The 25,779-nt window shown below is 38.8% G+C and carries 20 protein-coding genes and 3 pseudogenes; 6 read left to right on the top strand and 17 right to left on the bottom strand.

All coding sequences use genetic code 11. The features are described from left to right. Nucleotides 1-130: 130 nt before the first annotated feature. Both ACLKL2_RS17010 and mazG read right to left on the bottom strand, forming a co-directional pair. Nucleotides 131-958, bottom strand: coding sequence for a transporter substrate-binding domain-containing protein (locus ACLKL2_RS17010; RefSeq protein ID WP_113818275.1), 828 nt, complete (start codon nt 956-958; stop codon nt 131-133). Between the two features lie 525 nt (nt 959-1,483). Next, nucleotides 1,484-2,299, bottom strand: a complete 816-nt coding sequence (gene mazG, locus ACLKL2_RS17005; protein ID WP_113818274.1) for a nucleoside triphosphate pyrophosphohydrolase — start codon at nt 2,297-2,299, stop codon at nt 1,484-1,486. A gap of 425 nt (nt 2,300-2,724) precedes the next feature. Here mazG and ACLKL2_RS17000 point away from each other — a divergent pair, with 425 nt between their 5' ends. Further along, complete coding sequence (locus ACLKL2_RS17000) at nt 2,725-4,107, top strand: L-cystine transporter (protein ID WP_413692561.1); 1,383 nt, start codon at nt 2,725-2,727, stop codon at nt 4,105-4,107. A gap of 92 nt (nt 4,108-4,199) precedes the next feature. Here the strand turns inward: ACLKL2_RS17000 and pdxJ are convergent, their stop codons facing one another. The 6 genes and pseudogenes from pdxJ to lepA form a co-directional block, all read right to left on the bottom strand. Continuing rightward, nucleotides 4,200-4,940, bottom strand: a complete 741-nt coding sequence (gene pdxJ, locus ACLKL2_RS16995) for a pyridoxine 5'-phosphate synthase (RefSeq protein WP_113818268.1) — start codon at nt 4,938-4,940, stop codon at nt 4,200-4,202. Between the two features lie 24 nt (nt 4,941-4,964). Next, a complete protein-coding gene (gene recO, locus ACLKL2_RS16990) occupies nt 4,965-5,666 on the bottom strand; it encodes a DNA repair protein RecO (protein ID WP_413692560.1) in 702 nt (233 codons plus the stop codon). A gap of 35 nt (nt 5,667-5,701) precedes the next feature. After that, nucleotides 5,702-6,605, bottom strand: a pseudogene (gene era / locus ACLKL2_RS16985) (GTPase Era). 58 nt (nt 6,606-6,663) lie between these two features. Next, the gene (gene rnc / locus ACLKL2_RS16980) at nt 6,664-7,350 is read right to left on the bottom strand and encodes a ribonuclease III (RefSeq protein WP_113818265.1); all 687 of its coding nucleotides are present in this window, start codon (nt 7,348-7,350) and stop codon (nt 6,664-6,666) included. Next, nucleotides 7,347-8,267 (bottom strand): signal peptidase I, encoded by a 921-nt coding sequence (gene lepB, locus ACLKL2_RS16975; protein ID WP_413692559.1) that lies wholly within the window; start codon nt 8,265-8,267, stop codon nt 7,347-7,349. Before lepB ends, rnc begins: the two co-directional genes overlap by 4 nt. 142 nt (nt 8,268-8,409) lie before the next feature. After that, entirely contained in the window at nt 8,410-10,206 is a 1,797-nt protein-coding gene (lepA, locus tag ACLKL2_RS16970; RefSeq protein ID WP_113818263.1) for a translation elongation factor 4, read from the bottom strand. Between the two features lie 575 nt (nt 10,207-10,781). Between lepA and ACLKL2_RS16965 the strand changes: the two genes are divergently transcribed. Next, nucleotides 10,782-11,243 (top strand): RNA recognition motif domain-containing protein, encoded by a 462-nt coding sequence (locus ACLKL2_RS16965; RefSeq protein ID WP_113818262.1) that lies wholly within the window; start codon nt 10,782-10,784, stop codon nt 11,241-11,243. Between the two features lie 82 nt (nt 11,244-11,325). Here the strand turns inward: ACLKL2_RS16965 and ACLKL2_RS16960 are convergent, their stop codons facing one another. Then, on the bottom strand, nt 11,326-12,186 hold the full coding sequence (locus tag ACLKL2_RS16960) for a LysR substrate-binding domain-containing protein (protein ID WP_413692558.1): 861 nt from the start codon (nt 12,184-12,186) through the stop codon (nt 11,326-11,328). 192 nt (nt 12,187-12,378) lie between these two features. On the opposite strand from ACLKL2_RS16960, the gene hisC reads away from it, so the two are divergent. Both hisC and ACLKL2_RS16950 read left to right on the top strand, forming a co-directional pair. Continuing rightward, the gene (gene hisC, locus ACLKL2_RS16955; protein WP_413692557.1) at nt 12,379-13,467 is read left to right on the top strand and encodes a histidinol-phosphate transaminase; all 1,089 of its coding nucleotides are present in this window, start codon (nt 12,379-12,381) and stop codon (nt 13,465-13,467) included. Between the two features lie 15 nt (nt 13,468-13,482). Further along, entirely contained in the window at nt 13,483-14,259 is a 777-nt protein-coding gene (locus ACLKL2_RS16950) for an ABC transporter substrate-binding protein (protein ID WP_413692556.1), read from the top strand. Nucleotides 14,260-14,324: 65 nt separating this feature from the next. Here ACLKL2_RS16950 and ACLKL2_RS16945 read toward each other — a convergent pair. The 6 genes and pseudogenes from ACLKL2_RS16945 to ACLKL2_RS16920 form a co-directional block, all read right to left on the bottom strand. Continuing rightward, nucleotides 14,325-16,402, bottom strand: a pseudogene (locus ACLKL2_RS16945) (S9 family peptidase). Between the two features lie 179 nt (nt 16,403-16,581). Then, nucleotides 16,582-17,169, bottom strand: coding sequence for an HD domain-containing protein (locus ACLKL2_RS16940; protein WP_113818257.1), 588 nt, complete (start codon nt 17,167-17,169; stop codon nt 16,582-16,584). Nucleotides 17,170-17,215: 46 nt separating this feature from the next. Then, nucleotides 17,216-18,745, bottom strand: a complete 1,530-nt coding sequence (locus ACLKL2_RS16935) for a DHA2 family efflux MFS transporter permease subunit (protein ID WP_413692555.1) — start codon at nt 18,743-18,745, stop codon at nt 17,216-17,218. Nucleotides 18,746-18,753: 8 nt separating this feature from the next. After that, nucleotides 18,754-19,953, bottom strand: a complete 1,200-nt coding sequence (locus ACLKL2_RS16930; RefSeq protein ID WP_413692554.1) for an efflux RND transporter periplasmic adaptor subunit — start codon at nt 19,951-19,953, stop codon at nt 18,754-18,756. A 75-nt stretch (nt 19,954-20,028) separates the two neighbouring features. After that, entirely contained in the window at nt 20,029-20,424 is a 396-nt protein-coding gene (locus ACLKL2_RS16925; protein WP_413694350.1) for a MarR family transcriptional regulator, read from the bottom strand. 269 nt (nt 20,425-20,693) lie between these two features. Further along, nucleotides 20,694-21,320 (bottom strand): HD domain-containing protein, encoded by a 627-nt coding sequence (locus ACLKL2_RS16920; protein ID WP_413692553.1) that lies wholly within the window; start codon nt 21,318-21,320, stop codon nt 20,694-20,696. A gap of 221 nt (nt 21,321-21,541) precedes the next feature. Here ACLKL2_RS16920 and ACLKL2_RS16915 point away from each other — a divergent pair, with 221 nt between their 5' ends. Further along, entirely contained in the window at nt 21,542-22,741 is a 1,200-nt protein-coding gene (locus ACLKL2_RS16915; RefSeq protein ID WP_413692552.1) for a diguanylate cyclase, read from the top strand. 141 nt (nt 22,742-22,882) lie between these two features. On the opposite strand, the gene ACLKL2_RS16910 is transcribed toward ACLKL2_RS16915, so the two are convergent. Beyond that, nucleotides 22,883-23,905: a sugar kinase gene (locus tag ACLKL2_RS16910; RefSeq protein WP_113818251.1), complete on the bottom strand. Its 1,023-nt coding sequence runs from the start codon at nt 23,903-23,905 to the stop codon at nt 22,883-22,885. Between the two features lie 505 nt (nt 23,906-24,410). Here ACLKL2_RS16910 and ACLKL2_RS16905 point away from each other — a divergent pair. Continuing rightward, nucleotides 24,411-25,336: pseudogene (locus tag ACLKL2_RS16905) on the top strand (phytanoyl-CoA dioxygenase family protein). A gap of 167 nt (nt 25,337-25,503) precedes the next feature. On the opposite strand, the gene ACLKL2_RS16900 reads toward ACLKL2_RS16905, so the two are convergent. After that, entirely contained in the window at nt 25,504-25,701 is a 198-nt protein-coding gene (locus tag ACLKL2_RS16900; RefSeq protein WP_113818247.1) for a hypothetical protein, read from the bottom strand. Between the last annotated feature and the right edge of the window lie 78 nt (nt 25,702-25,779).

Raw genomic sequence — 25,779 nt, 5'->3', positions numbered from 1 at the left:
AGGAGCCTGTTTGAATTTTTGATATTACGAAAGTGAAAAACTGCCCTATTAATAGGGTCTCTCTACTATAAAAACAAATGGCCTACTTTATTTAAAATAAAAGTAGACCATTAAATAATTACGCTAGAGATTAGCGGTTTTCAATTAACGCTTTCACCATATCTTCAGATACAGGAGAACCAAAATGTTTAACATGTAAGTCGTTTAACTTACCGTCACGCACTTGGTGGATTAAGAATAGATTTAAGTAATTGATCCAAGCAATCTCATCACGCTTAGCAATAATACCTACCACATCATCATAGTTAGGCACGTAAGGACCAGCAACAAAGTCATCAAATTGACCAGAAGCTAATTTAGTTGCAATGTTGGTATTAGTTGAAACAAGTGCATCGATTTTACCTTGGTATAAACCTAGGAATGCATCATTTTCAGATTTGAAAGAAGTGTAATTATCTCTTCCCCAGCCTTTTTCGTCAGCGTATTTAAAGTACTCTGTTTCGTAAGTAGTACCAATGGCAGCACCCACTTTAACGTTTTTAAGGTCATCAAAAGAATCGATTTCCACGCCTTTTTTAGATAACACTTGGAATTTAAAAACAAAGTAAGGATAAGTGAAACCAACTGACTTAGCTCGTTCTAGCGTGTCTGAAGTAGAACCGATAACCACATCTGTTTTTGAAGAGATTAAAGAAGGGATCCTGTCTGCCCAAGTTAAATTAATAACGTTAGATTTAACGCCTAATGCTTCTGCTAAATCATTACAGTAGTCAACATCAAAACCTGCTGGTTGGTTGTCTTTATCAGTGTAGCCCATAGGTGGGAAATCAAGTACCACACCGCAATTTAGTGCGCCTCGCTCAATCACCGTATCTAAGGCATCTGCATTGGCTGTAGATAAAGCACCTATCGCCGCCATTGAAGCAACAACCATCGAGATTTTTTTAACTAACTTCATACTTCCTCCGTGAGTTTTACGAATAATAAATTTTCAACTACCACCTTCGCTAGCATCCTAACTAGCCTGATCAAATAACTTTCGTTTTCCATATCAATATTGAAAAAGAAAACTATTTTGTATAACGCTAAATTAAGGCGTCTAATGAATGTGGTTAGTTTGATGGGTAGTCAAATCATTTACCCAAATGCGTATTTGCATATTTATTAACATATCATAAATAAATCAACGATTCTTCGAAGTACAAAATTCCATCAGGGTTTGTTTGAAAAATAACAGTGTTATTAACGCGCAAAAATAGAGTCGATCAGGTGTGTTTAAGATTGGTGATATTAGCTAAGAGACCTATAGCCATAGGGTCTATAGCTAGGTCACTGAAATTTAAAGGAGTCGATTATTAAAGGCCATAAAACAGTAGGAAAAATTTAATGAAATTAAATATAAAAAGTGTGAAAAGGCAGCAAGATTGTTTAAGTTTCATACACAAAATAACTCCCTTTGACTCCCTTAATAGCATCAAGCAAGTTATTGAGGAAGGTGCTTAATCTCATTCCAAATTGCATCTAATTCATTCAATGTGCAATCACCCATCTCTTTACCTAATGCTCTAACATGTGCCTCAACACGCTTAAAACGCGTTGAAAACTTACTATTTGCTTGAGTTAATACTTGCTCTGGATTAGCTTTTAGGTGGCGAATCAAATTAACATTGGCAAATAATAGATCACCTAATTCATCGACAATACGCTCTTTTTGTTGAGCATCATTTAGATCCGTGCGTTTCACTTCCACTAATACTTCATCTAGCTCTTCATGAATTTTAGCAACCACAGGCTCTAATTCCGCCCAATCAAACCCGACACTGGCAGCGCGCTTTTGAATTTTGTAAGCACGTGTTAAGGCAGGTAATGCTAATGGAATATTATCTAATACGCTCTCTTGTTTATTTTGTGATTGTGCTTTTTTCTGACGCTCTTTCTCTTTTTCTGCTTCCCAGTTGGCATTAATTTCAGCATCCGTTTTTATTTCTGAAGTAGAAAACACATGTGGATGACGACGGATCAATTTTTCATTCAATACCGCCAATATGTCATCAAATTCAAATAATTCCTGCTCTTTGGCCATTTGTGCATAAAACACCACTTGGAATAATAGGTCTCCTAATTCGCCTTTTAGATCATCAAAGTCTTTATTGGCAATCGCATCAGCCACTTCATAGGCTTCTTCTATCGTATGAGGAACCACGCTATCAAAGGTTTGTTTTAAGTCCCAAGGGCAGCCTGTTTCCGGGGTACGAAGTTGCTGCATAATAGAGAGTAATTGCGTTAAGTTAGCTGACATGAAATATTCCCAAAGTACTAAAAAATAGATTAATACAAGAATCATAAATGCTCGGTTCTATTGATGTAAAGCTTTCATTAAAAGCACATAAAAAAGCATGATGTTTGATGACAGTTATTGATGCCAACGATTTGTTATGATTATTATAAATTAATGCACTTTCCAAGATGATTCCAAATGCTCATAACCATGAAAAATGTAGAGCATTAAAGTTATTGGCGGTCTTTACTTTAGAGTCTAAATTCAATATCAAAACCACTGTTAGTTATTACTTATAACCAAACGACATAAACAATGATTTATCTGGCTTTGTTATTTGCTTATTAGGTGATTAGAATCCCTGCCCATCTCATCTAACGCGCTAGTTAGGTGAAAATAAAATCAATGTTATTCATTTCATTCGTACTTATTATTAAGGAAATTCCATGTCAATTGCAGTTATCGCTAACTTAGCGGTATTTGTTTTCATCCTGTTGTTCTTATTTAAGCAGCAAAGAAAAGCTAATACATTATCTCGACAAGTCTTACTAGGCTTAGTATTAGGTAGTGCTTTTGGTCTTATTATTCACCTTATTTATGGTGAAACTAATCCAATCATCAAACACACATTAGAATGGGTTAATGTAGTGGGTAGTAGCTACGTTGGGCTATTAAAGATGGTGATCATGCCATTAGTATTAGTGTCCATGATTGCTGCAGTAGTAAAGCTCGAAAACTCAGGTTCGTTAGGAAAGATTAGTGCATTAACCATTGCTATTTTGTTATTCACTACCATGATTGCAGCGCTGATTGGTATTGTGGTAACACAGAGTTTTGGTCTTTCAGCTGCAGGCTTGTCTGAAGGTGTGCGTGAAACGGCCCGTATCAGTGTATTAGAAAATCGTTTAGGCAGCGTCGCTGACCTGACTATCCCACAAATGCTGGTTAGCTTTATTCCTACTAATCCTTTTGCTGATTTAACAGGTGCCCGTTCTACGTCGATTATTGCCGTGGTAATATTTGGCATTCTGGTAGGTATTGCGGCTCGCCGAGTGATGATTGAAAAACAAGAGCTTGAAGCGCCTATTCGCACCTTTATCGAAGCGGCACAATCTGTTGTGATGCGTTTAGTAAAAATGATCATTGCACTCACGCCATATGGTATTGCGGCATTAATGGCAAAAGTCGTTGCGACATCTAGCTTAAGTGATATTTTAAACTTACTGGGCTTTATCGTTGCTTCATATATCGCTATCTTATTAATGTTTATTGTTCATGGTCTATTAGTGTCATTAGTGGGTGTTAGCCCTGCGCAATACTTTAAGCGCATTTGGCCAGTATTGACCTTTGCTTTTACCTCTCGTAGCTCTGCAGCGACTATTCCTTTGAATGTCGAAGCACAAATAACCAAGTTAAATGTGCCACCAGCCATTGCTAATTTATCTGCGACTTTTGGCGCAACCATTGGACAAAATGGCTGTGCGGGTATCTACCCTGCTATGCTTGCAGTAATGGTCGCGCCGACCATGGGTATTAACCCGATGGAAATTAACTTCATTCTGTCGTTAGTAGCGATTATTGCTATTAGTTCATTTGGTATTGCTGGGGTGGGCGGTGGTGCAACCTTTGCTGCTTTGATCGTATTACCTGCTATGGGTTTGCCTGTTACTATCGCAGCCTTACTGATCTCTATTGAGCCTTTAATCGATATGGCACGTACCGCATTGAATGTAAGTGGTGCAATGACTGCAGGCACTATTACTTCACGTATATTGGGTGATAAAAAAGCGATCAACAAATCATTTAACCAACCCCTAGACAAGCGGTAGATTAACCAAAAAATCCCACTCACCTTGCCCGATAACCAGTATCAGACAAAATGAGTGGGATTATAAATTTTTTTATATTAGGTAGTAGAGCGTTATAAACTCTGATTACGGCCTTCTACCATTAAGCGTTTCATTTCACTTACCGCAACAGCAAAGCCATCTACTAATGCACGAGCAACAATGGCATGCCCAATGTTAAGCTCAATAATTTCTGGTAAAGCAGCAATCGGTTTAACATTATGATAATTCAAACCATGACCCGCATTCACTTTGATACCGGCTTTCTGACCATAAGTGGCAGCTTTAGCAACACGAGCCAATTCAGCTTCTTGAACCGCTTCGCTTTCCGCGTCGGCATACTGTCCTGTATGTAACTCAACATAAGCAGCTTGCATTTTCACTGCTGCATCAATTTGTGCAGCTTCAGGGTCGATGAACAAACTCACTTGAATATTAGCCGCATTTAAACGACTAACAGCATCGGCAATTTTATCGTAATTACCTACTACATCTAAACCACCTTCAGTGGTCAACTCTTCACGCTTTTCTGGTACTAAACAAACAAAAGCAGGTTTGGTTTTTAATGCAATCTCTACCATTTCATCTGTGACAGCCATTTCTAAATTCATGCGTGTTTGTAATGTTTGCGCTAATACCGCAACATCACGGTCATGAATATGACGACGGTCTTCACGTAGGTGAATAGTAATACCATCTGCACCAGAAGTTTCAGCAACAGCGGCTAAATGTGCAGGCTCAGGATAACAAGTGCCACGTGCATTACGTAAGGTTGCAACGTGGTCAATATTCACACCTAATAAAATTTTGCTCATCTTCTTTCCTTTATCTCTACTCTGTTATTTAGCTGCAAACAAGGTGCGGCTATGAAGTGGCTTATCGCCTAATAAGTTTGCTAATGCTTGACGACAAAAACGCTTTGCCATCTTCAGTGTGGCTTCACTATCGAGCTTGCGTTGCGATAGATTGATAATATCTTGGCCATCATAAACTTGATCAGGTTTACAGATAGCTTGTTTAGCAAAAAAACCAAGCTGCTGTTGATACTGATACTGAAAACCGGCTTCAATCAACTCTTCGCTATACACATCTTGCTCAAAATTAACACCATAACCAAGTGTTTCTAATAGCGTTAATTCAAACAAGCGAAGTGATTTTTGCGGATCTTCGTCGCGGGCAATACTAATTAAAGTACGTTGGTAACATTCAAATAGACCATCACAGGCAGTTTCAGCTTGTAATAATCGATACAGTAGCTCGTTGATATACATAGCAATATAAAGTCGTTGTCCATGTAATGGCACCACTTGTGTTTGTGCTTCCAAGGATTTGACTGTTTTTAAGCTACCACGTCCAAAGTAACTGGCTAACAATAAGGTGAAGGGTTGGGGCATACCACGTTTCATACGGGTACTGCTTCTACCACCTTTAAAAATAAGACTAACTTTACCTATATCTTGGCAAAACAAGTCAACGATCTGACTTGTTTCACCATAGGGACGACGATGCAGTATAAACGCATTGTGACACTCAATAGACATTCAAAAACCCCTATCAGCAACATGCTCAGCGACCATTAGCCGCTGTAATCATCACCGTAACCTAACGAACGTAATGCACGATCATCATCAGCCCAACCAGATTTCACTTTGACCCAGATCTCTAGAAATACTTTTGAATCAAATAACTCTTCCATATCGATACGTGCTTGTTTACCGATAGCTTTTAACTTCTCACCTTTGTTACCTATCACCATACGTTTTTGGCCATCACGCTCTACCAAAATAAGGGCGTTGATATGCAATAAACCATTGGCTTTTTGCTTAAATTGCTCAATTTCAACAGTAACAGAATAAGGTAACTCATCGCCTAAAAAGCGCATTAGTTTTTCACGTACTATCTCTGATGCCATAAAACGAGAAGAGCGATCCGTAATATAATCATCAGGGAAGTAGAACTCTGACTCAGGCAAAATATCTTTCGCCCACTGTCTAATTTTCTCTACGTTATCACCAGATTTAGCCGACATAGGTAAGATATGTGCAAAGTTAAAACGCTCACCTAGCTGTTGAAGATGTGGCAATAACAGTTCTTTATCTTCGACATTATCAATTTTATTAACAGCCAAAATAACTGGGCATTTTTGATGTGTTAGTTTCTTTTAATACCATCTCATCATCTTCATTCCAATTGGTCCCCTCAACAACAAAGACCACCATTTCAACATCATTAATTGAACTTGATGCAGCACGATTCATCAGACGGTTAATGGCACGTTTTTCTTCAATATGTAACCCTGGTGTATCAACAAAAATAGTTTGATAATCACCATCGGTATCAATACCTAAAATACGGTGACGGGTAGTTTGTGCTTTACGTGAAGTAATACTTACTTTTTGACCAAGCAAGGCATTGATTAGGGTCGATTTGCCTACATTAGGGCGTCCGACGATGGCTACTAAGCCACATTTTTGAGTCATTATTTAGCTCCTAATAAGGTTAATGATAGTGAAGTATAAAGTTTAGTAACAGGTAACATTATTGGTCACCCAACAAAGCAGTTAACATAGTTTGTGCAGCCAATTGCTCTGCTTTACGGCGGCTAGTGCCTTTGCCTTGCACAGGCTGCATCCCTTCGATTTGACAGCTCATGGTAAACTGTTGGTTGTGCGCTTCGCCTTTCACATCTAATACTTCGTAAACAGGCAAAGCTTGCTTACGAGATTGCAGGTGTTCCTGTAGACGTGTTTTAGGGTCTTTCTGCGTAATACCAGGCTTAATGGTTTTTAAACGGCTATCAAACCAACTTAAAACGAGTTTATTGACGGTATCAATGTCTGAGTCTAGGAATACCGCACCAATAATCGCTTCTACACCATCGGCAATAATAGAGTCACGGCGGAAACCACCGCTTTTTAACTCTCCAGGCCCTAAGATCAGGCAATCACTTAATACAAACTCACGCCCTACCTCAGACAGCATTTTTCCGCAGACTAAGGTGGCACGCATACGGCTTAAATCACCTTCATCAACTTTTGGAAAACGTTTATACAGATCCGTTGAAATAGCGAAACTTAAAATAGAATCCCCTAAAAATTCTAAGCGCTCGTTATGTAAACCTAATGCACTTCTATGCGTTAATGCTTGTTTTAATAACGAGAAATCTGAAAATTGGTATCCAATACGCTTCTCTAAACGTTTTAACTCTTGTTCTTTCATCTTCATTTAATACTACCTATACGCTCAAAACGCACATTACTTGGTACCCAACTTGGTAAGAAGTCATCTGCGCCTCGGTCAAACTCAAAACTAATCCATTTTGCTACGGCTTTACCCACTAGGTTACGCTCAGGAACAAATCCCCAAAAACGGCTATCACGACTATTGTCGCGGTTATCACCCATTACAAAATAATTGCCTTCTGGTACAACCCACTCATAGGTATATGTCGATATATCTTTTTGTTGGTAATAAGCTTCCACTTGTTCTCTTCGTAAAGGATTAATTAATAACTGATGTTCTACGTCACCTAATACTTCAGAATAAACTTTTACCGTATTGCTCTCGTTTTTAAAATCTTGCTCACCTAAGAAAGAGGTATCTAATTTTTTATAATCACCACAACTAGCATCACCACATGCAGGCGCAATATAAAGGGCTTTATCTTTATAAACGATACGATCACTGGGTAAACCTACAACACGCTTAATAAAATCTACGCGTTGATCTTCTGGATATTTAAATACAGCAACGTCTCCGCGTTCAGGGTGACCTGTTGGAATCAATGTATTTTGCCAAACCGGTTCTTTAATACCATATGAAAACTTCTCAACTAAGATAAAGTCCCCAACAAGTAAAGTCGGCATCATCGAACCCGATGGAATTTGGAAAGGCTCATAAATAAAAGATCGTAATACAAATACAATGGCAATAACCTGGAAAAGGCCACGTGCATTTTCAATGATTGGATTTTCTGGGTACATTTTAGCTAGCTTTTTATCATCTAATTTAATCTCAGATTTAGCCTGTAATTCAGCATATGCTTGCTTGCGTTTTTTTGCCCACTTAATTTTATCAATAACCCAAATAACGCCTGTAACTAACGTTAAGATAACTAATATTAGTGCAAATGAGTTTGCCATTTTTTTCCTAATGAATGTAAATCATATTAATTAATGTATTTAACTAATATGACTCGTTTAAAATACAAAATGCGCTGATTGATTAACCAGCGCATTTCCATTAAATAATGATTACTTTTCCTGCTAACACAGTAATCACAAACTACTTATCTTTACCGATATGTAATACCGCTAAGAAGGCTTCCTGTGGCACATCAACATTACCAACAGACTTCATGCGTTTTTTACCCTCTTTCTGTTTCTTCAGTAGTTTTTTCTTACGGCTGATATCACCACCGTAACATTTTGCTAATACGTTCTTGGTTAATTGCTTAACCGTTGAACGTGCAATAATCTTGCTACCAATCGCGGCTTGAATCGCAATGTTAAACATTTGACGAGGGATCAGTTCCTTCATTTTTTCAACTAGATCACGGCCGTAACTTTCTGAATTATCTCGGTGCGTGATTAATGCTAATGCATCAACACGATCGCCATTGATCATAACATCAACACGTACCATGTCAGACGCTTCATAACGTACAAAGTTATATTCCAATGAAGCATAACCACGACTAGTTGATTTCAAACGGTCGAACAGATCCATTACTACTTCACCCATTGGGATCTCGTAAGTTAATGCAACTTGGTTACCGTGGTAAGCCATCTTCGTTTGTACACCACGTTTATTAATACATAAAGTAATCACATTACCTAGGTAGTCTTGTGGTACCAAAATATTACATTCCGCAATTGGCTCACGAATCTCACTAATATCATTAGTTGGTGGTAGTTTAGCTGGGCTATCTACATATTGAACTTCACCATCATTTTTCTCTACTTCGTAGATTACTGTTGGTGCCGTAGTAATAAGGTCAATGTCGTATTCACGCTCTAAACGCTCTTGGATGATCTCCATGTGTAATAAACCAAGGAAACCACAACGGAAACCAAAGCCTAATGCAGATGAGTTCTCTGGCTCATATAAAAGCGACGCATCATTAATACTTAATTTACCTAATGCATCACGGAAGTTTTCGTAATCATCAGAACTTACAGGGAATAAACCTGCGTAAACTTGTGGTTGAACACGCTTAAACCCAGGTAACACTTCAGGAGAAGGATTATCAGCTAAGGTTAAAGTATCACCTACTGGCGCACCTAGAATATCCTTAATACCAGAAATAACATAACCTACTTCACCGGCTTTTAAGATACCTGTTTCTTTTTGCTTAGGCGTAAAGTAACCCACTTTAGTCACTAAATGAACTTGACCTGTGGTCATTACTTTCATTTTATCGCCGACTTTAATCTGACCATGTTTAATACGTACCAATGACACTACGCCTTGGTAGTTATCAAACCATGAATCAATAATCAGCGCCTGCAATGGTGCATCTAGCTCACCTTCTGGCGGCGGGATCATTTTTACGATCTCTTCTAATACTAGGTCAATGCCGATGCCAGTTTTCGCCGAACAACGTACAGCCTCAGTCGCATCGATACCAACAATATCTTCGATCTCTTCAGCAACACGCTCAGGCTCTGCCGCAGGTAAATCAATTTTGTTTAAGATTGGGACAACTTCTAAATCCATCTCTAATGCGGTGTAACAGTTTGCTAATGTCTGTGCTTCAACGCCCTGACCAGCATCAACTACCAATAATGCCCCTTCACAAGCGGCTAAAGAACGTGATACTTCATAGGAGAAATCCACGTGTCCTGGTGTGTCGATAAAGTTTAATTGGTAAGTTTCACCGTCTAGCGCTTTATAGTCTAAGGTAACACTTTGTGCTTTGATGGTAATGCCACGTTCACGCTCAATATCCATAGAGTCAGTTACTTGCGCTGCCATTTCACGTTCCGTTAATCCTCCACAGGTGCTGATTAAACGGTCTGACAATGTCGACTTACCATGGTCAATATGAGCAATGATTGAAAAGTTACGAATGTTTTTCATGAATACGTTAAATACCTTATTAGTGACTACATTTTGCATTGTGATACAGGTTAATCTAATAAAAACCACTTTATCACAGCGAACTTAATGGCTTTTTAGCCGTGTTTTTAGTCGCTTTAATGCTAATTTTTTATGTCTGATGTTAATTTGTCTATTTTGAGCATATTAATTGCCGTGCATTCTAGCGAATTTCTGTTTTAATCTCCATCTTTATAGCGCTATCGCGTTAATGGATCTTCACTGAATTTTTTAACCTTGTTTTTAATTGTAAAAAAATTTAACATTCTCCAAAAAAACCAGTTTAAGTATAAAAAACCACCGCATAGCGTTCACAATTCAACCACAAACAGCGAGGCTTAGTTCACATTTTTAACTTTTCTTAAACAAGATCAAAGCGGATCAAGCAATCTATTAACGCTAACCGTTGTTTTTAACATACAATAGATATCGCTTTTAATGGATTGATAATGGCAAGGATTATGCCACCCATTCTCAAAAGCTTCATGAGCTATTTTCATCGACAATGAAATGACGCTTACGTTTCTATTCTTTTCTTATTTTGAGGTTATTAAATTATGAAATCAAACACTCCAGTGTTGCTTTCTGTTGCAGTTGCTATTATTGGCGCAGCTGCCATTGCTTTACTCCAAATCAGCCTTGACGGCGCCGTTTTATTTGCAGCAGGAGCTGTAATAAGTGGTTTTCTTATTCAATTTGCAAACTCAGCAAAAAGTGCTCCATCAGAAGGCACAGCTGAAGTTGATTTTGCAACAACAACACTTTACGTTGGCAACTTACCTTATCGTGCAAATGAAATGGCTATTCGCACATTGTTTTCTGAGCATGGTAAAGTGATTTCGGTACGTTTAATGAAAGATAAACACACGGGTAAGCGCCGTGGTTTTGGTTTTGTTGAAATGCCAGAAAGTGATGCGGCAAATGCAATTGAAGCATTAAATGAACAAGAGTTCCAAGAACGTTCATTAAAAGTACGAGAAGCTAACGAACGTGCTCCTCGTAAAGAAACTACTGAATAGTTAATTTCAATAGAAATTTAAAAAGCCGAGGCAAGTCGCGTACTTCTCTCGGCTTTTTTGTACCTATTATTTCAAAATACGATCAAGCTAACCAAGTTAATAAAGTATGTAATGGTAAATGATTACTCTTTTCTGGATAAACCAAGTAATAAGCTTTACCAGAATTTAGCTGTAATGGATGAGGCATAATTAACTGCCCTGTTTGCACATCCGCAGAGGCTAACATCACATCACCAATACTAATCCCAAACCCTTGCTTAGCGGCACTTACCGCTAAATCTAAAGTAGCAAACTGCTGATTATGTTTAGCCAGCAAATTATCATCTCCAGCTAGATCCAACCACTGTTTCCAATCATGCTGCTGAGGAGTGGAATGCAACCAAGGAAACTTCCTCATCTCATCAATGTTGAGTTGAGCAGTCCCTTTTGGTAATAACGAAGGAGCGCAAACAGGCGTTAAGACTTCTTCAAATAAGCATTGGCTTATTAAGCTCTGGTCACTTACTTCCTCACAATAACAAACCGCTGCATCAAAGGCTTCTGAAGAGAAATTAATGTCATGCTTAATAGAGGATGTTAATTCAACAGTGATATCTGGAAATGCTTGCTGAAAAGCCATGATTTTTGGTAATAACCAATTACTAATACAGCTTGGCGCTTTTAATCTCACCACAGGATTAACACTAGAAACTTCAGCAACGGCACTTTTCATCTGATTAATCACTTGCTTCACCAATGGTAAAAATTGTGCTCCCTTTTCTGTCAGGCTCAAACCACGTGCATGACGATGAAACAATTGTATATCGAGCTTTTTCTCCAAAGAGATAATTTGTCGACTTACCGCTCCTTGCGTCACATTTAACTGTTGTGCAGCGAGGGTAAATTTAAGGTAATCGGCCGTAACAATAAAAGCCTGCATCTCAGTGGTAGAAGGTAACCGCATATTCAAGAGTATCTCGTGTATAAAGGGAATAGGTTTAACATTATTAGGTATGAATTTTTAGCATAGCTAGTATACCTATTTTTCGTTTCATCTTTCAATGAAGATTTGTTTAAATCGGCTTACAAACTGAATATTTATTCTAACTTTTAGATTAAATATTCACTTAATAATTCATTCAATGGAAGTTGATTAATGCAATCTCTCGCAGCACAGTTAGTCCCTAAAGCAGTTGAAAAGCTAGTTCCTTACCAATCTGCACGCCGCATCGGTGGCCAAGGACACCTTTGGTTAAATGCCAATGAATTAGAACAATCTGCGCATTATGGAGATTTTCAACAAGGCAGTAATGACCATTACAACCGTTACCCTGATTTTCTACCTCACGATACGGCACAAGCTTACCTTGAATATTGCCAACAAAGTGTTGGTAAACTAGATTGTGAGGCAGTAGCGGTACGAGGTGCTGATGAGGCAATAGACCTATTGATCCGCACCTTTTGCCATCCAGGTAAAGACCAAATAATTATCTGCCCACCCACCTATGGCATGTATGAGTTTTGTGCGGATTCATTTTCTGTTAATACCTGTAAAATCCCACTATTGGCAGATTTTCAATTAGATGTAGAACAGATTAAAGAGCAACTTCCTAACAGCCCATTACTGTTTTTATGTTCGCCTAATAACCCAACAGGAAATAGCATCCATGAAGCCGATATCGTTACTTTATTAGAAGCAAGTAAGGATTCAACACTGGTAGTGGTTGATGAAGCCTATATCGAGTTTTCGTCACAACAAAGTGCTTTATGCTTAATGAATAAGTACCCACACCTTGTGGTTATTAGAACACTATCAAAAGCCTTTGGTTTAGCGGCTATTCGTTGTGGATTTTTACTCGCGGATAGCAGTGTAATGACTTACATTAACCGTCTTATTGCACCTTACCCAATTGCCGACCCAACGGCTGAAATAGCATTAAAAGCACTGTCTAATACAGGACTAGAACTTATGCAAAAACAAACAAACCAATTAATTCAAGTGCGAGAATGGTTTAAATCGCAGCTAATGTTATTAGATTCTGTACAACATGTATTTGGTAGCGAAACTAACTTTGTGCTCATTCGTTTCAAAGGTCACCTTGAAACCTACCAGCACCTGATTAAGAAAGGTATTGTGACAAGAGACCAAGCACATGAACCGGCATTACAAGATTGCGTACGTATCAGTATTGGCTCTAAAGAGAGTATGCTTGAAACGTTAAATGCACTTAAAACATTAAATTAACTAAAAGGACTTATCATGAAATCATTAAAAATTGCGGCACTATTATTATCAAGTATGTTGATAGCGCCACTTCACGCGGCAAGCTCAAAAACAGTACGTTTGTCTTCGGACTTTACTTACCCACCTTTTAACTACAAGGATGAAACAGGCAAACCAGTTGGTTTTGATATTGAGATTGCCGATGCCCTATGTGCGCAGGCAGAGTTAAATTGTGAATGGGTAACATTAGCTTGGGATGGTCTTATCCTGGGATTACTATCAAGAAAATCTGATGTGATCATGGCGTCAATGCGTATCACTGAAGAGCGTAAAAAGCGTGTGTTATTCACCGATAAATATTACCAAACACCTGCCAGCTTTGTAGCAGCAAAAGATGCAACCTTTAGTATTGATAAAGCCGGCTTAAAAGACAAGGTAATTGGTGTGCAAGTAGGTACGATCCACGATAATTATGTCACTGATATGTACGGCGATGTTGCTAATATCAAACGTTACACAGGGCAAGACCAAGTATATATCGATCTAAAAAATGGCCGTTTAGATGCCGCCTTTGCTAACTCAGATCAACTAGTATTAGCTTTTCTAGAAAAGCCGGAAGGTAAAGATTTTGCTTTAAAAGGGAAACTAGTTACTGATAAAGCCTACGTGGGTGAAGGCACTGCATTAGCTTTACGTAAAAGAGATACAAAACTAGCAGAGCAGTTTAATAAAGCCATTGCAGAGATCCGTGCTAACGGTACTTACGACAAGATTGCCGCTAAATACTTTAGCTTTGATATTTACGGTCAATAAGTTTTAACTTTATCATAAAAAGCTGATTGTTAATCACTCAACAATCAGCTTTTATAAATGACCGTTTAACTCGCCAAATCAATCAAAAAAGCAAACTCTCTTGCGATATCTTCAAAGTGTTTAAATCGCCCTGATTTACCACCGTGTCCTGCTTCCATATCCGTATACAATAATAGCTGATTATCATCGGTTTTTAACTCACGTAATTTAGCAACCCATTTAGCAGGCTCCCAATACTGTACCTGTGAGTCATGTAAACCAGTGGTGACCAACATATGTGGATAATCTTGCGCAACCACTTGATCATACGGGCTATAACTTAAAATATACTCATAATACTCTGGATCATTAGGGTTCCCCCATTCATCATATTCTCCAGTAGTCAGTGGAATAGTGTCATCCAACATAGTTGATACCACGTCAACAAAAGGCACGGCAGCTACTACGCCTTTGTATAACTCTGGGGCTTGGTTGATAATCGCGCCCATCAACAATCCACCAGCACTTCCCCCATTGCAAACACTTTCTCTTTGGCACCATAGCCTTTTTCTACCAGTGTTTTAGAGACATCTACAAAGTCGTTAAAGGTGTTTTTCTTTTGTAATAATTTCCCTTGTTCATACCAATCACGGCCCAGTTCTTCACCACCACGAATATGTGCAACGGCATAAACAAAACCACGGTCTAGCAAACTCAAATTAGCTGAACTAAAACCAATATCTAAACTGTGTCCGTAGGAGCCATAGGCATAAATTAATAAAGGATTTTGTTGATTAAATAAGTCACGCTTATAAACCAAAGAGACAGGCACTTCGACACCATCACGCGCCGTGACCCAAACTCGCTCACTTTGATAATCGTCACTCGTAAAATCGCCCATCACTTGGCTTTGTTTTAATAACGTCGTTTCACCGGTTTCTAAATCTAATTCATACACAGTTGATGGCGTAGTAAACGAAGTATATTGATAACGGAATTTACTGCTATTTGATTGCGGGTTGTAATGACTGAATACCGTGTAAACAGGATCATTAAAACTTAATGTTTTAGACTCACCGGTTTTAAAACTAATTTGACGTAATACAGGTAAACCTAATTCACGCTCTTCCACTACTAGCCAGTTATCCATTAATTCATAACCTTCGAGTAGCACAGCTTCTCTGGCTGGCACTAATACTTGCCACTCACTTGGCTGAGTCACCGCAAAGCTTTCTGAGGTTGCTACTAATGTATGTAATGCGAAATTTTTTCCTGTGATATTACTGCGAATAAAAAATGTATCTTGGAAATGGTCAACACTGTACTCATGATCTCGCTGTCTTGGTAAGAAACAGGTAAAGCCTTGCTCTGGGGTATTAGCATCTAAAATTAAACATTCTGAGGTCATGGTGCTATCAGCACAAATCACTAAATAATCTTCTGAACGTGTTTTATATAGATTTAAATAGAAGGTGTCATCTAACTCCTCGTAAACCAGTTGATCATTAGCAGGATCATCCCCTAATTGATGACGATAAACTTGGTAAGGCAATAGGGTTTGTTGATCTTGTTTTACATAAAAGAGTGTTTGATTATCGTTTGCCCATACCACATCAGTGACATCTTCAATGCTTTCATCAAACATCTCATTGGTGGCTAAGTCTTTAAATCGTAATGTATATTGGCGACGACTCACGGTATCTTCAGTAAAGGCTAATAACTGTGAGTTAGGGGATAAACTTAAAGCGCCTAATTGATAATAGGCAAAACCTTCCGCGCGCTGATTACAGTCGAAAAAGATCACTTCTTCGCCCTTCTCCTCGCCATCTTGGCTGCCTTTTTGGCGAGAATAAACACTGTAATCTTTACCTTCGTCATAACGAGAGGTATACCAAAAGCCTTTTTTAAAATAGGGAACAGAGGCTAACTCAGGCTCCTGTCTCGCCACCATCTCATCATATAAAGTAGTTTGAAGATCGGATAATGGTGCCATCACTTTTTCTGTGTAAGCATTCTCTTCTTCTAAATAAGCTAATACAGCAGGATCTTGACGGTTATCATCACGTAACCAAAAGTAATTATCTTGGCGTTGATGATCGTGAGTATTATGTACGTGAGGTTTAATGTCAGCTTTTGGGATCTCAAGATCAACTTGATTGGTCATATTCTCTCTCTTTTGGGTAGTTCATCATGAAGTAGGCAAAACGACAAACAACAATAACGCGGAGCAAGCGTGAAAGCTACCAAATAAGAACCGTTATAAAGAATGTTAGGCATAAAAGGTTTAATACAGTAATGACTTAGCATTACTGTATTAAACGTGATGACTGAAAGGATGATCGACTATGTCAACCAGCCATTCGTCACGGCTAAGTCAGTTTGCTCAACAACATATTGCCACAACTTAGGCGCACTCTTTTCTAGGTAACTGTTTCGCGCTAATACTTGCGACTGACTAATCTTATGTTTTGCCCAGCTACCGCCTTGGTTATTCATGTTCTGTACCAGAGGTAAAATTCTATCCATACCTTTAGCAAATTGAGCATCATTACTTTCCGCTTGCTCAAATTCAAACCATAGACTTTTATATTCTTGGTGTTGCGCTTCAGGTAATAAACCAAACAAACGTTGGGCTGCTTGCTCTTCTTTTAAGGCTTGTTGTTGATGATCTTTTGTTTCAGCAAAGGCAAAAAGATCACCCGCATCAATTTCAATAATATCGTGAATTAACAACATTTTAACCACACGAGTAATATCAATAGGCTGCTCTGCGTAACCTTGAAGTAATTGCGCTATCAAGGCGATATGCCAACTATGCTCTGCACTGTTTTCTTGGCGATCATTATCTTCTTTTACCGTGGTTTGGCGATATACGGCTTTTAATTTGTCAATCTCGATAATAAACGCTAATTGTTTCTGTAAATCTGTCATGTCTAGTTTCCGAATTAAAGGCTATTCATTGAATAACCTATTGAAATTAATGTCCGCCTGCTGGTTCAGGGGCTTTCGATGATTTAATAAACGGCCCTTTGGCAAACCACACCACCACAATTAATGCAAAGAACAGCCAACCTAGCATATAAAAATAATCATTTAAGGACATCAAATAAGACTGCGAATTAGTTAAGGTATTCACGGCGGAAAGATTAGTTTGTGTTGCCCCCATTTTATCTAAGTACTCCACAGCACCTGGATTATAAATACTAACATGCTCGGTTAAATTAGCATGATGGAAATCAGCGCGACGATTCCAAATCCAAGTGGTTAAGGAAGAGGCAAAGCTTGAGCCTAATACACGCAAGAAGGTGGTTAAACCAGATGCATCAGCCACTTGTTTATGGTCTAAGTTGGACAAAAAGATGGTGGTTAATGGCATAAACATAAAGGCAATACCAATCCCCATAAACAGTTGCACTTCAGCTACTGATGCAAAGTCTACAAAGCTGTTAAAATGAGCACGTAAGAAACATGACACCCCGATCACCACAAAGGAGATGCTGGCTAATAAACGCAGGTCTGTTTTATGAGCATAGTTACCAATTAAAGGCGCTAAAATAAGTGGGAGAATCCCCATTGGCGCAGAGGCTAATCCAGCCCAAATAGCCGTGTACCCCATGTAGATTTGCAACCACTGCGGCAAGATAACATTAATCGCAAAGAACGCCGCATAACTGACCACTAGCGCAATCGTACCAAAGGTATAGTTACGATCTTTAAACAAATAGAGATTCACAATTGGGTTCTTTTCGGTTAACTCCCAAATAACAAAAGAGATTAGCGCTATCACTGCGATAATGGTCATCACCACGATCTGTGTAGACTCAAACCAATCGGCATTATTACCGAGATCAAGCACGACTTGTAGCATACCTACGCCCAACACCAACAACGCAATACCGATAAAATCGATAGGCAATTTTGCGGTTGTATCAATACGCCCTTTTAGTTGTTGCCAAACAATCACACAACAAAAAATACCAATCGGAATATTAATAAAGAAGATCCAAGGCCATGAATAGTTATCGGTGATCCACCCACCTGTGATTGGACCAACAATCGGTGCAACGACAGTCACCATAGAGATCAACGCTAACGCAGCGCCACGTTTTACCGTAGGGAAAATCGCCAGTAATAAGGTTTGGCACATAGGAAACATCGGTCCAGCAAAGAAACCTTGTAACGCACGAAAGGTGATCAGCTCTGGCATGCTAGTCGCAATACCACATAAAAAAGAGGTAAAGGTAAATAAAGAAACCGAGATAATAAATAACTTAAGCTGACCAAAACGACGCGAAAGCCAACCGGTTAAAGGTAAAGCAATCGCATTACTCACCGCAAACGAAGTAATAATCCACGTACTTTGTTCTGAGCTCACGCCTAAGTTACCAGCAATAGTCGGCAAAGCAACGTTAGCAATGGTGCTATCTAACACCTGCATAAAAGTTGCCATCGCCAAGGCAATAGTCGCTAATACGACACTGGGTGGCGTATAAGTTTGATCCTGCATAAACGCCTCTACTTAGCTGCTGTTGAGCTAGTCTCAAGATTCTCTAGAAGGATTTTTGCCACCAGTTTATCAGCGTCTTTTAAAATATCTTGGTACACATTGGTATTATATTTCGCTTCAGTTTGTGGTGTTTGTTCAAGCACTTTACCGCTAGTATCTTGGATATCCACCTTAGCGACCATGGATAAACCGATGCGTAATGGATACTGCTCTTGGTTATCAGGCTGTAAACGAATTTTCACCGGTAAACGCTGTACTATTTTAATCCAGTTACCACTTGCATTTTGTGCCGGTAAAAGCGAAAACGCACTCCCCGTACCAATCCCTAAACTTTCAATTTCACCTTTATACTCAACCTCTTCCCCATACAGATCAGAGGTTAAGGTTACAGGTTGGCCAATACGCATATCTTTCATTTGGCTTTCTTTAAAGTTCGCATCAACCCAAACTTGATGTAACGGTACAATCACCATTAACTGGCTGCTTGGTTGTACTCGACTCCCTAACTGCACTGAACGTTTAGCCACATAACCACTGATCGGAGCAACGATTTGAGTACGCATATAACTCAGATAACTTTTACGTACACCCGCGACCGCGGCTTTGATTGCAGGATGTGTTTCTATCACGGTATTGTCCACCAGCGAGGTCGACATTTTAAACTCTTGCTGTGCGGCAATATATTGACTCTTAGTGGTATCCACTTGGTCACTGTAATGCGTTAAATCTTCTTCTGAGATCGCACCAGATTTAACAATATTTTGACGACGTTTATAGTCATTAATCGCCTGGTTGTATTCCACCTTACTGGTATCCAACTTGGCTTTTGTATAATCAGACATAGCAAATAAACTACGCACCTGTCGTACCGCAACACCTAATTTAGCTTCCGCTTCTTGCAAAGCCACCTTGGCATCACTGTTGTCTAAACTGACCAACACTTGACCTTTTTCTACATAATCACCTTCATCAACCACCACTTTACTGACAGTACCAGAGATCTCTGGGGATAAAGTCACTAAATCACCATCTACATAAGCATCATCCGTTTCCTGTGAAAACTTGCCATATAATTGATAGTAGGCAAACCAACCACCACCTATGACTAACAAAATAAGAAATAGAATTAGAAAAGAGGTTTTGCGTTTGCTTCTGCTTGGATTGCTGTCAGTATTATGTTCAGTACTGCTTGTTTGGTTATTGTCCATATTGCTTTGCTCATTATGTTAATAATATAAAAGAAACAACTTCACTAGCTATGTCAAAGTAAGAGTAATAGGTACTTAGACTTCTGTTGTGGGTAATAAGCGCATTAATAATGCACTCAACTGCTCTACCTCTTGTGTCGAAAGATCACCCAGTAATTGGGGGGCGACATGACCTTCGATTGTCACTATACACTGTTCCAATAAAGACTCACCGGTAGCACTTAAGTTCAGCAGCACACCGCGTTTATCTTCAGGGTTTGGTTGTTTTTCGATGAAAGACTTTTTGACTAGGCGATCCACCATCCGAGTCATCGAACCTGCATCAATATTAAGGTATTTACTGATATCTACAGGCGAACTCATTTCATAATAGTGAATAGCGACCAGCACTTTAAATTGTGCAGAACTGACACCAATCGGCGCTAAATAATGATTGAATAACTTTTCTTTATGAAGGTTTGTTAAACCAATAAGTTTAGCTAAACCGATTCCAGGGAGTTTGGTTGAGTAGTTAACATGAACACCTCTTTAGAATATAAACACGTTATTTGCCTAGGCAAGTAATTGTATGTGAAAATTAACTGCCTAGGCAAGTAATTTAAATATTTATACACTAAAAAATAAAATGAGCGCGGTCAAAAACGGAGAAAAAAGCGAAAGTAACAAAAGAGAAAACGCATCTTCCCCCTTGTTTTTAAAGTTACTTTTATTCTTCTAGGAAACAAAGAACTTAAGTCGCTCTAAACCTCTAGCGCAAGCTGTGCTAAATACCCTTCCATCCATTCTGTTCGCTGTTGCGCAATTGTTTTGCCCATTTCAGTATGCATCGTCTTCGATAATTTAAGCAACTTGGTGTAAAAGTGATCAATAGTGAATTGTTGATCGTCTAACGTACGTTGTTCTGCAAAAGCATCTGATGCTGAATATAACGGTCGCTGCAATTGACTACTCACTTGAATACAACGCGCCACCCCAATCGCACCTAACGCATCTAAACGGTCGGCATCTTGTACTATTTTAGCTTCAAGGCTTTCAGCCTTGATACCTCCGCTTACACTATGTGCAGCAATCGCATGATGAATAGCTAATAAGTATTGCTCTGGATAATCTATGCTGCGTAAAAAAACAATCGCTTTATCTGCTGCGTGTAAGGAACTTAAGGCGCGTAAGGCATGGTTTTTAGGGTAGCTTAAGCAGTCATGTAACCAAGCCGCAGGTAATACAACATTTAATTCGGCATGTTCACTTTCTGATATCTCAGTGGCTAGCTTCACCACGCGCTGAACATGTAAAAGATCATGAGCTAAATCGGTCTTCATATGTTCAACAATAAACGCCTGGCATTGCTCTTGGTATTGACTAAACATCTTATTTCTCTGTGATAAGCATAATGGATAGAAAATGTTACGTGTTTATGATTAAAAGTAAAAGCAACTTCTCGTTTCCACACCACTTAAAACTACCCTAAAGAGGTAATATCGTTTATATTTATAATACATATATTATTGATGACTTTAATACCTCCAAATGGACTGTTATATATATAAACTTATCAATTCAGTGTCATCATGACTGGAAAGGCTGCAATGTGAAAAAAAATGAAGAAAAACTAACAGGACAGGTTAACTGTTTAACTCCCTTGTGCAGCATAATCATTTTGGCTATCGCATCTTTTTCTGCCATTTCAATTTATTATTACCTATCTCAATTACATCGAGAAGCAATTGTTTCAGATGCAACAAACCAAGGTAGCTTAGTGATTAAGCTTAGCCAAGGTTTTGTACGTGCGTATTCAGACTTTGAAGCACAATATGCGAGTGGAAAGCTCCCTAATCCAGCCATTTTCAGACGACATGCTTTACAACTCACCGATTTAAACTCGCTTTTTGGAGGCTCTCTATTTTCAGAAGTGGTCGGCTTTCCGGGTAAAGCAATCAGGCTAGAGCCCACCGATGATCTCATGCACGAACAGCTGTTAATGTTACAAACAGATCAAGTTAAAAGTATGAAAACAACTATTTTTACACGCAATGGAGATACCATACTTCGTTCAATTTGGCCATTTTATGCAACAGATAACACCTGCATAAATTGCCATAATAAAGTCTTAGGTTTAATGGGGTCAGAACAATGGAAAATAGGTGACTTAATGGGGGCTCAGGTTGTTGAAAAGAATATTCAACAAGCACTAAAAAAGTCTCACAATGAAACGCTCTTCGTCAGTTTTTTAGTCTTTTTAACTGTCATTGCTGTTATTTATTGCCTTATCTTCGTTAGACATCAAATTTTATTAACTAAACAACTTAAAACCTTGGCTAACACCGATCCAATGACCGGCTGCATGAACCGACGGGAAATGTATAACAAAATAGATAAAATACAAGGGAATGTGACAGGTGCAATCCTTATCTTGGATATAGATAAGTTTAAGAAAGTGAATGATAATTATGGGCATGCAGCTGGTGACGCTGTGATTCAGTCCGTTGCTAAGTGCATTAAATCAGTGACCCGTGAAACCGATTGGACAGCGAGGATTGGTGGTGAAGAGTTTCTGATTTGGTTACACCATGCATCACAACAACAGGCAGAAAAAATTGCAGAGAACATTCGTGAACAAATTGAATTAGTAGTGATAGAGTTCGAAGAAAAGACCATTCAATGTACTGCCAGTATCGGACTATATGCATTTGAAGATGCGTCCCCTGAGCAATTTACTACTTGGTTTAGTACTGCCGATACATTACTGTACAAAGCAAAATCTAAGGGCAGAAATAACGTTGTCAGTTAATGTTATAGCAATTGCATTAAATAAGTGTTCTCAATTTTGCGCAGGCTGAAGTGGCTCAGTGGATAGCCATTAAGGTTGAGATTAAGATTAAAACGTAGCACCTATTAATATTTTAAGTTTAACAGGCGCTGCTGTTAGTGCTTAACGACTTAACCGAGCATTACTGCCCTTTTGCATCGCAGTACGAATCTCTGACTCAGTGACCAGATTTAAATCACCGCTAATAGATAATTTTAAAACACTTGCCGCAATAGCAAACTCGATAGTTTCTTGCGCTTCAAGCTTATTAACCAACCCATGTAATAAACCAGCACCAAAGGCATCACCTGCAGCCACACCTTCCATCACATTCACGTTATGTATTGGTGTGTCATAGAACTGCTCATCTTGGTATAAAATAGCCATCCAATCGCTTTGTTCAACGGAATTAATATTACGTAAAACACTCGCAACCACTTTACAATTTGGGTAGCGTCTCGTGACCTCTTTCATCCCTTCACGGAAATCGTCTATTTGCTCAATACCATGTGACAGGTCACCATCAAAGGCTTTAATACCCAGCATTGCTTCAAAATCTTCATCGTTTGCAATACAAACATCAACAAATGGCATTAGCTCATGCATCACAATTTGAGCTTGTTCGGGCTTCCACATTTTACCGCGATAATTTAGGTCACATACGACTTGAATGTGATTGGCTTTACAGAAATCTAATGCGCTTTTTAATGCCGTTTCTAATGCTTTAGAAATGGCCGGTGTAATGCCTGAGAAATAAAACACTTCTACGTCTTTTAAAAGCACAGCCCAATCGAATTCATCACTTTCAGCCTCCGCAATCGCACTACCAGCACGATCATAAACAACGCCAGTACCACGCGCACCGTTGCCTTTTTCAAAGAAATATAAGCCCAATCTTGAACCGCCGCGTAAGGAACGGCTTGTATCGACACCAAACTTTCTTAATGTACCCACGGCAGCTTCCCCTAATGGATTGTCAGGAAACTTAGATAGATAAGCAGCATCATGTCCCAATTGCGCAAGAGACACAGCAACATTTGCTTCAGCGCCACCGTAGGCGGCCTCAAAAGTGTTAGTTTGTAAAATACGTTCAAATGCAACTGGTTTTAGACGTAACATCATTTCGCCAAATGTTAATATTTTCATTATTTCCCCTAGAGTTCGTAGTGTCAGTGTTAACTAAAGATCAACGCATCGTTTATTTGTATTATATTAATATAAATTAAAACTTTCATTGAGGAAAATCAACAACAGTGTTTTTATTTTTATCGTAAGGAGAAGGTGAGAAGAAGATAAAAGATAAAAGGTGAAAGCTGGGAAGTCCATCCATCATAACTTTCCCAGTACAAGCTATGGCAGAACTGATTCAAGTAATCTTCGAAAAGAGATACTAATATGACCAAATAAGACTGTTTCTGGTATTGAGAAAATATAAAACCGAAATGGGCACTAATACACATTACGGTATTTATACCTACCCCAACATGTTGCTTCGTCAGTTTATAAATCAGACTCATTATATTTGATAGGCTCTTCTTTCCAGTGACGCTCAGTAAAGCTTTTATCATGAAGGTAGCTGAAAAATGGTCTTCCCTCACCTCTATAGACGCTTTATATTCCTAAGAAGAAAAATAGTTATGATATTTTTTCAATGTTATTAATGAAAACAGACAGCTATAGTGCTAGTTATAGTACCAATTATAATAATTCGTTTATTGCTAAAAAGGGAGTTGGCATGTTATCTGAAGAACAAGTTACACATTATGAGCAACAGGGTTTTATTGTCTTAGGGTCACTATTTTCAGATAAGCAAATTGAAGCCATTAAACAGCAAGCTAAAAAATTAGTCATGCAGTGGGCAGAAGATAGCCCTGAGCATGTGTTTACCACTAGAGATAATGACCGCAGTGATAACAACTACTTTTTAGATTCCGCAGAGAAAATAAGATGCTTCTTTGAAGAAGAGGCATTTAACGAACAAGGTCAGTTAGTGCAAGATCGTGCGTTATGTATTAATAAAATTGGCCACGCATTACATCAACTTGATCCGGTTTTTAGCGAGTTTAGCCATCAAAAAATATTGGGTGAAATTGTGGCAGACCTTGGCATGGTATCCCCACAAATTCGCCAATCTATGTATATCTTTAAACAACCCAATATTGGCGGTGAGGTTAATTGGCACCAAGATGCGAGCTTTTTTATACTACGCCACAAAGTGTTATTACCCTATGGTTTGCTATTGAAGATGCCACCCTTGAAAACGGCTGTTTATGGGTCGAGCCTGCCGGTCATTTAGGGCCACTTCGTGAGCGTTTTAACTTAGATGGTACACAAACGACTATGGTAAGTTTAGATGAGACGCCTTGGCCAACGGAGCAAAGTGGAAAAAGTGTTGAAGTCAAAGCAGGGAGTTTAGTGGTTTTTCAAGGGCGTTTACCGCATTACAGCGCACCGAATCGGTCTACAACATCCAGACAAGCATTTACCTTACATGTCACAGATGGTGAAAGTGACTATGCGCCAGAAAACTGGTTACAGGCAAAGACGTTGCCGTTGCGAGGCTTTAATAACCTATAGCCTTATTATAGCCTTTTAGCTAAGTAGTTTACTATCTCTCCCTTCGTCCTTTAGACCTTTAGTGAGCTCAATGATATAGGACTGGCGAGTGGATTATCTGGATTAATGAAATAGAGAGCAATGCAGCTCTCTTATTTACTTCATTTCAAGCACAACCTATGAGTTGGTTATTTATCTTTTCCAGAGGTCATATTATTAATGGTGACCGCTAAAATCACGCCCAGTAATACGACCACTAATGTGGATAATGCACGCCATACCAAACCACTATCACCAATGTATCCCCAAATCCCTAAAACAGAAACGGTAGTCCCCAGTAGGATACAGATGATGCCTATAATTAATGCTATTTTGTTAACGTTCATGCTTACCTTCTCTTTTTTATTATTATTTTTAGTGGAATATTATCTATCGCTTTAACTCACTTTATTCACTCACAAACT

It is taken from the genome of Psychromonas sp. KJ10-2, assembly GCF_047323255.1.
Classification (GTDB): domain Bacteria; phylum Pseudomonadota; class Gammaproteobacteria; order Enterobacterales; family Psychromonadaceae; genus Psychromonas.
The sequence above is the reverse complement of the archived record's forward strand: the minus strand, read 5'-3'. Positions and strand labels throughout refer to the sequence as shown.

What these genes read in the sequence shown, in the direction of transcription:
- ACLKL2_RS17010 (WP_113818275.1), bottom strand. Translation starts at nt 958, where the DNA reads ATGAAGTTAGTTAAAAAAATCTCGATGGTTGTTGCTTCAATGGCGGCG.
- mazG (WP_113818274.1), bottom strand. Translation starts at nt 2,299, where the DNA reads ATGTCAGCTAACTTAACGCAATTACTCTCTATTATGCAGCAACTTCGT.
- ACLKL2_RS17000 (WP_413692561.1), top strand. Translation starts at nt 2,725, where the DNA reads ATGTCAATTGCAGTTATCGCTAACTTAGCGGTATTTGTTTTCATCCTG.
- pdxJ (WP_113818268.1), bottom strand. Translation starts at nt 4,940, where the DNA reads ATGAGCAAAATTTTATTAGGTGTGAATATTGACCACGTTGCAACCTTA.
- recO (WP_413692560.1), bottom strand. Translation starts at nt 5,666, where the DNA reads ATGTCTATTGAGTGTCACAATGCGTTTATACTGCATCGTCGTCCCTAT.
- rnc (WP_113818265.1), bottom strand. Translation starts at nt 7,350, where the DNA reads ATGAAGATGAAAGAACAAGAGTTAAAACGTTTAGAGAAGCGTATTGGA.
- lepB (WP_413692559.1), bottom strand. Translation starts at nt 8,267, where the DNA reads ATGGCAAACTCATTTGCACTAATATTAGTTATCTTAACGTTAGTTACA.
- lepA (WP_113818263.1), bottom strand. Translation starts at nt 10,206, where the DNA reads ATGAAAAACATTCGTAACTTTTCAATCATTGCTCATATTGACCATGGT.
- ACLKL2_RS16965 (WP_113818262.1), top strand. Translation starts at nt 10,782, where the DNA reads ATGAAATCAAACACTCCAGTGTTGCTTTCTGTTGCAGTTGCTATTATT.
- ACLKL2_RS16960 (WP_413692558.1), bottom strand. Translation starts at nt 12,186, where the DNA reads ATGCGGTTACCTTCTACCACTGAGATGCAGGCTTTTATTGTTACGGCC.
- hisC (WP_413692557.1), top strand. Translation starts at nt 12,379, where the DNA reads ATGCAATCTCTCGCAGCACAGTTAGTCCCTAAAGCAGTTGAAAAGCTA.
- ACLKL2_RS16950 (WP_413692556.1), top strand. Translation starts at nt 13,483, where the DNA reads ATGAAATCATTAAAAATTGCGGCACTATTATTATCAAGTATGTTGATA.
- ACLKL2_RS16940 (WP_113818257.1), bottom strand. Translation starts at nt 17,169, where the DNA reads ATGACAGATTTACAGAAACAATTAGCGTTTATTATCGAGATTGACAAA.
- ACLKL2_RS16935 (WP_413692555.1), bottom strand. Translation starts at nt 18,745, where the DNA reads ATGCAGGATCAAACTTATACGCCACCCAGTGTCGTATTAGCGACTATT.
- ACLKL2_RS16930 (WP_413692554.1), bottom strand. Translation starts at nt 19,953, where the DNA reads ATGGACAATAACCAAACAAGCAGTACTGAACATAATACTGACAGCAAT.
- ACLKL2_RS16920 (WP_413692553.1), bottom strand. Translation starts at nt 21,320, where the DNA reads ATGTTTAGTCAATACCAAGAGCAATGCCAGGCGTTTATTGTTGAACAT.
- ACLKL2_RS16910 (WP_113818251.1), bottom strand. Translation starts at nt 23,905, where the DNA reads ATGAAAATATTAACATTTGGCGAAATGATGTTACGTCTAAAACCAGTT.
- ACLKL2_RS16900 (WP_113818247.1), bottom strand. Translation starts at nt 25,701, where the DNA reads ATGAACGTTAACAAAATAGCATTAATTATAGGCATCATCTGTATCCTA.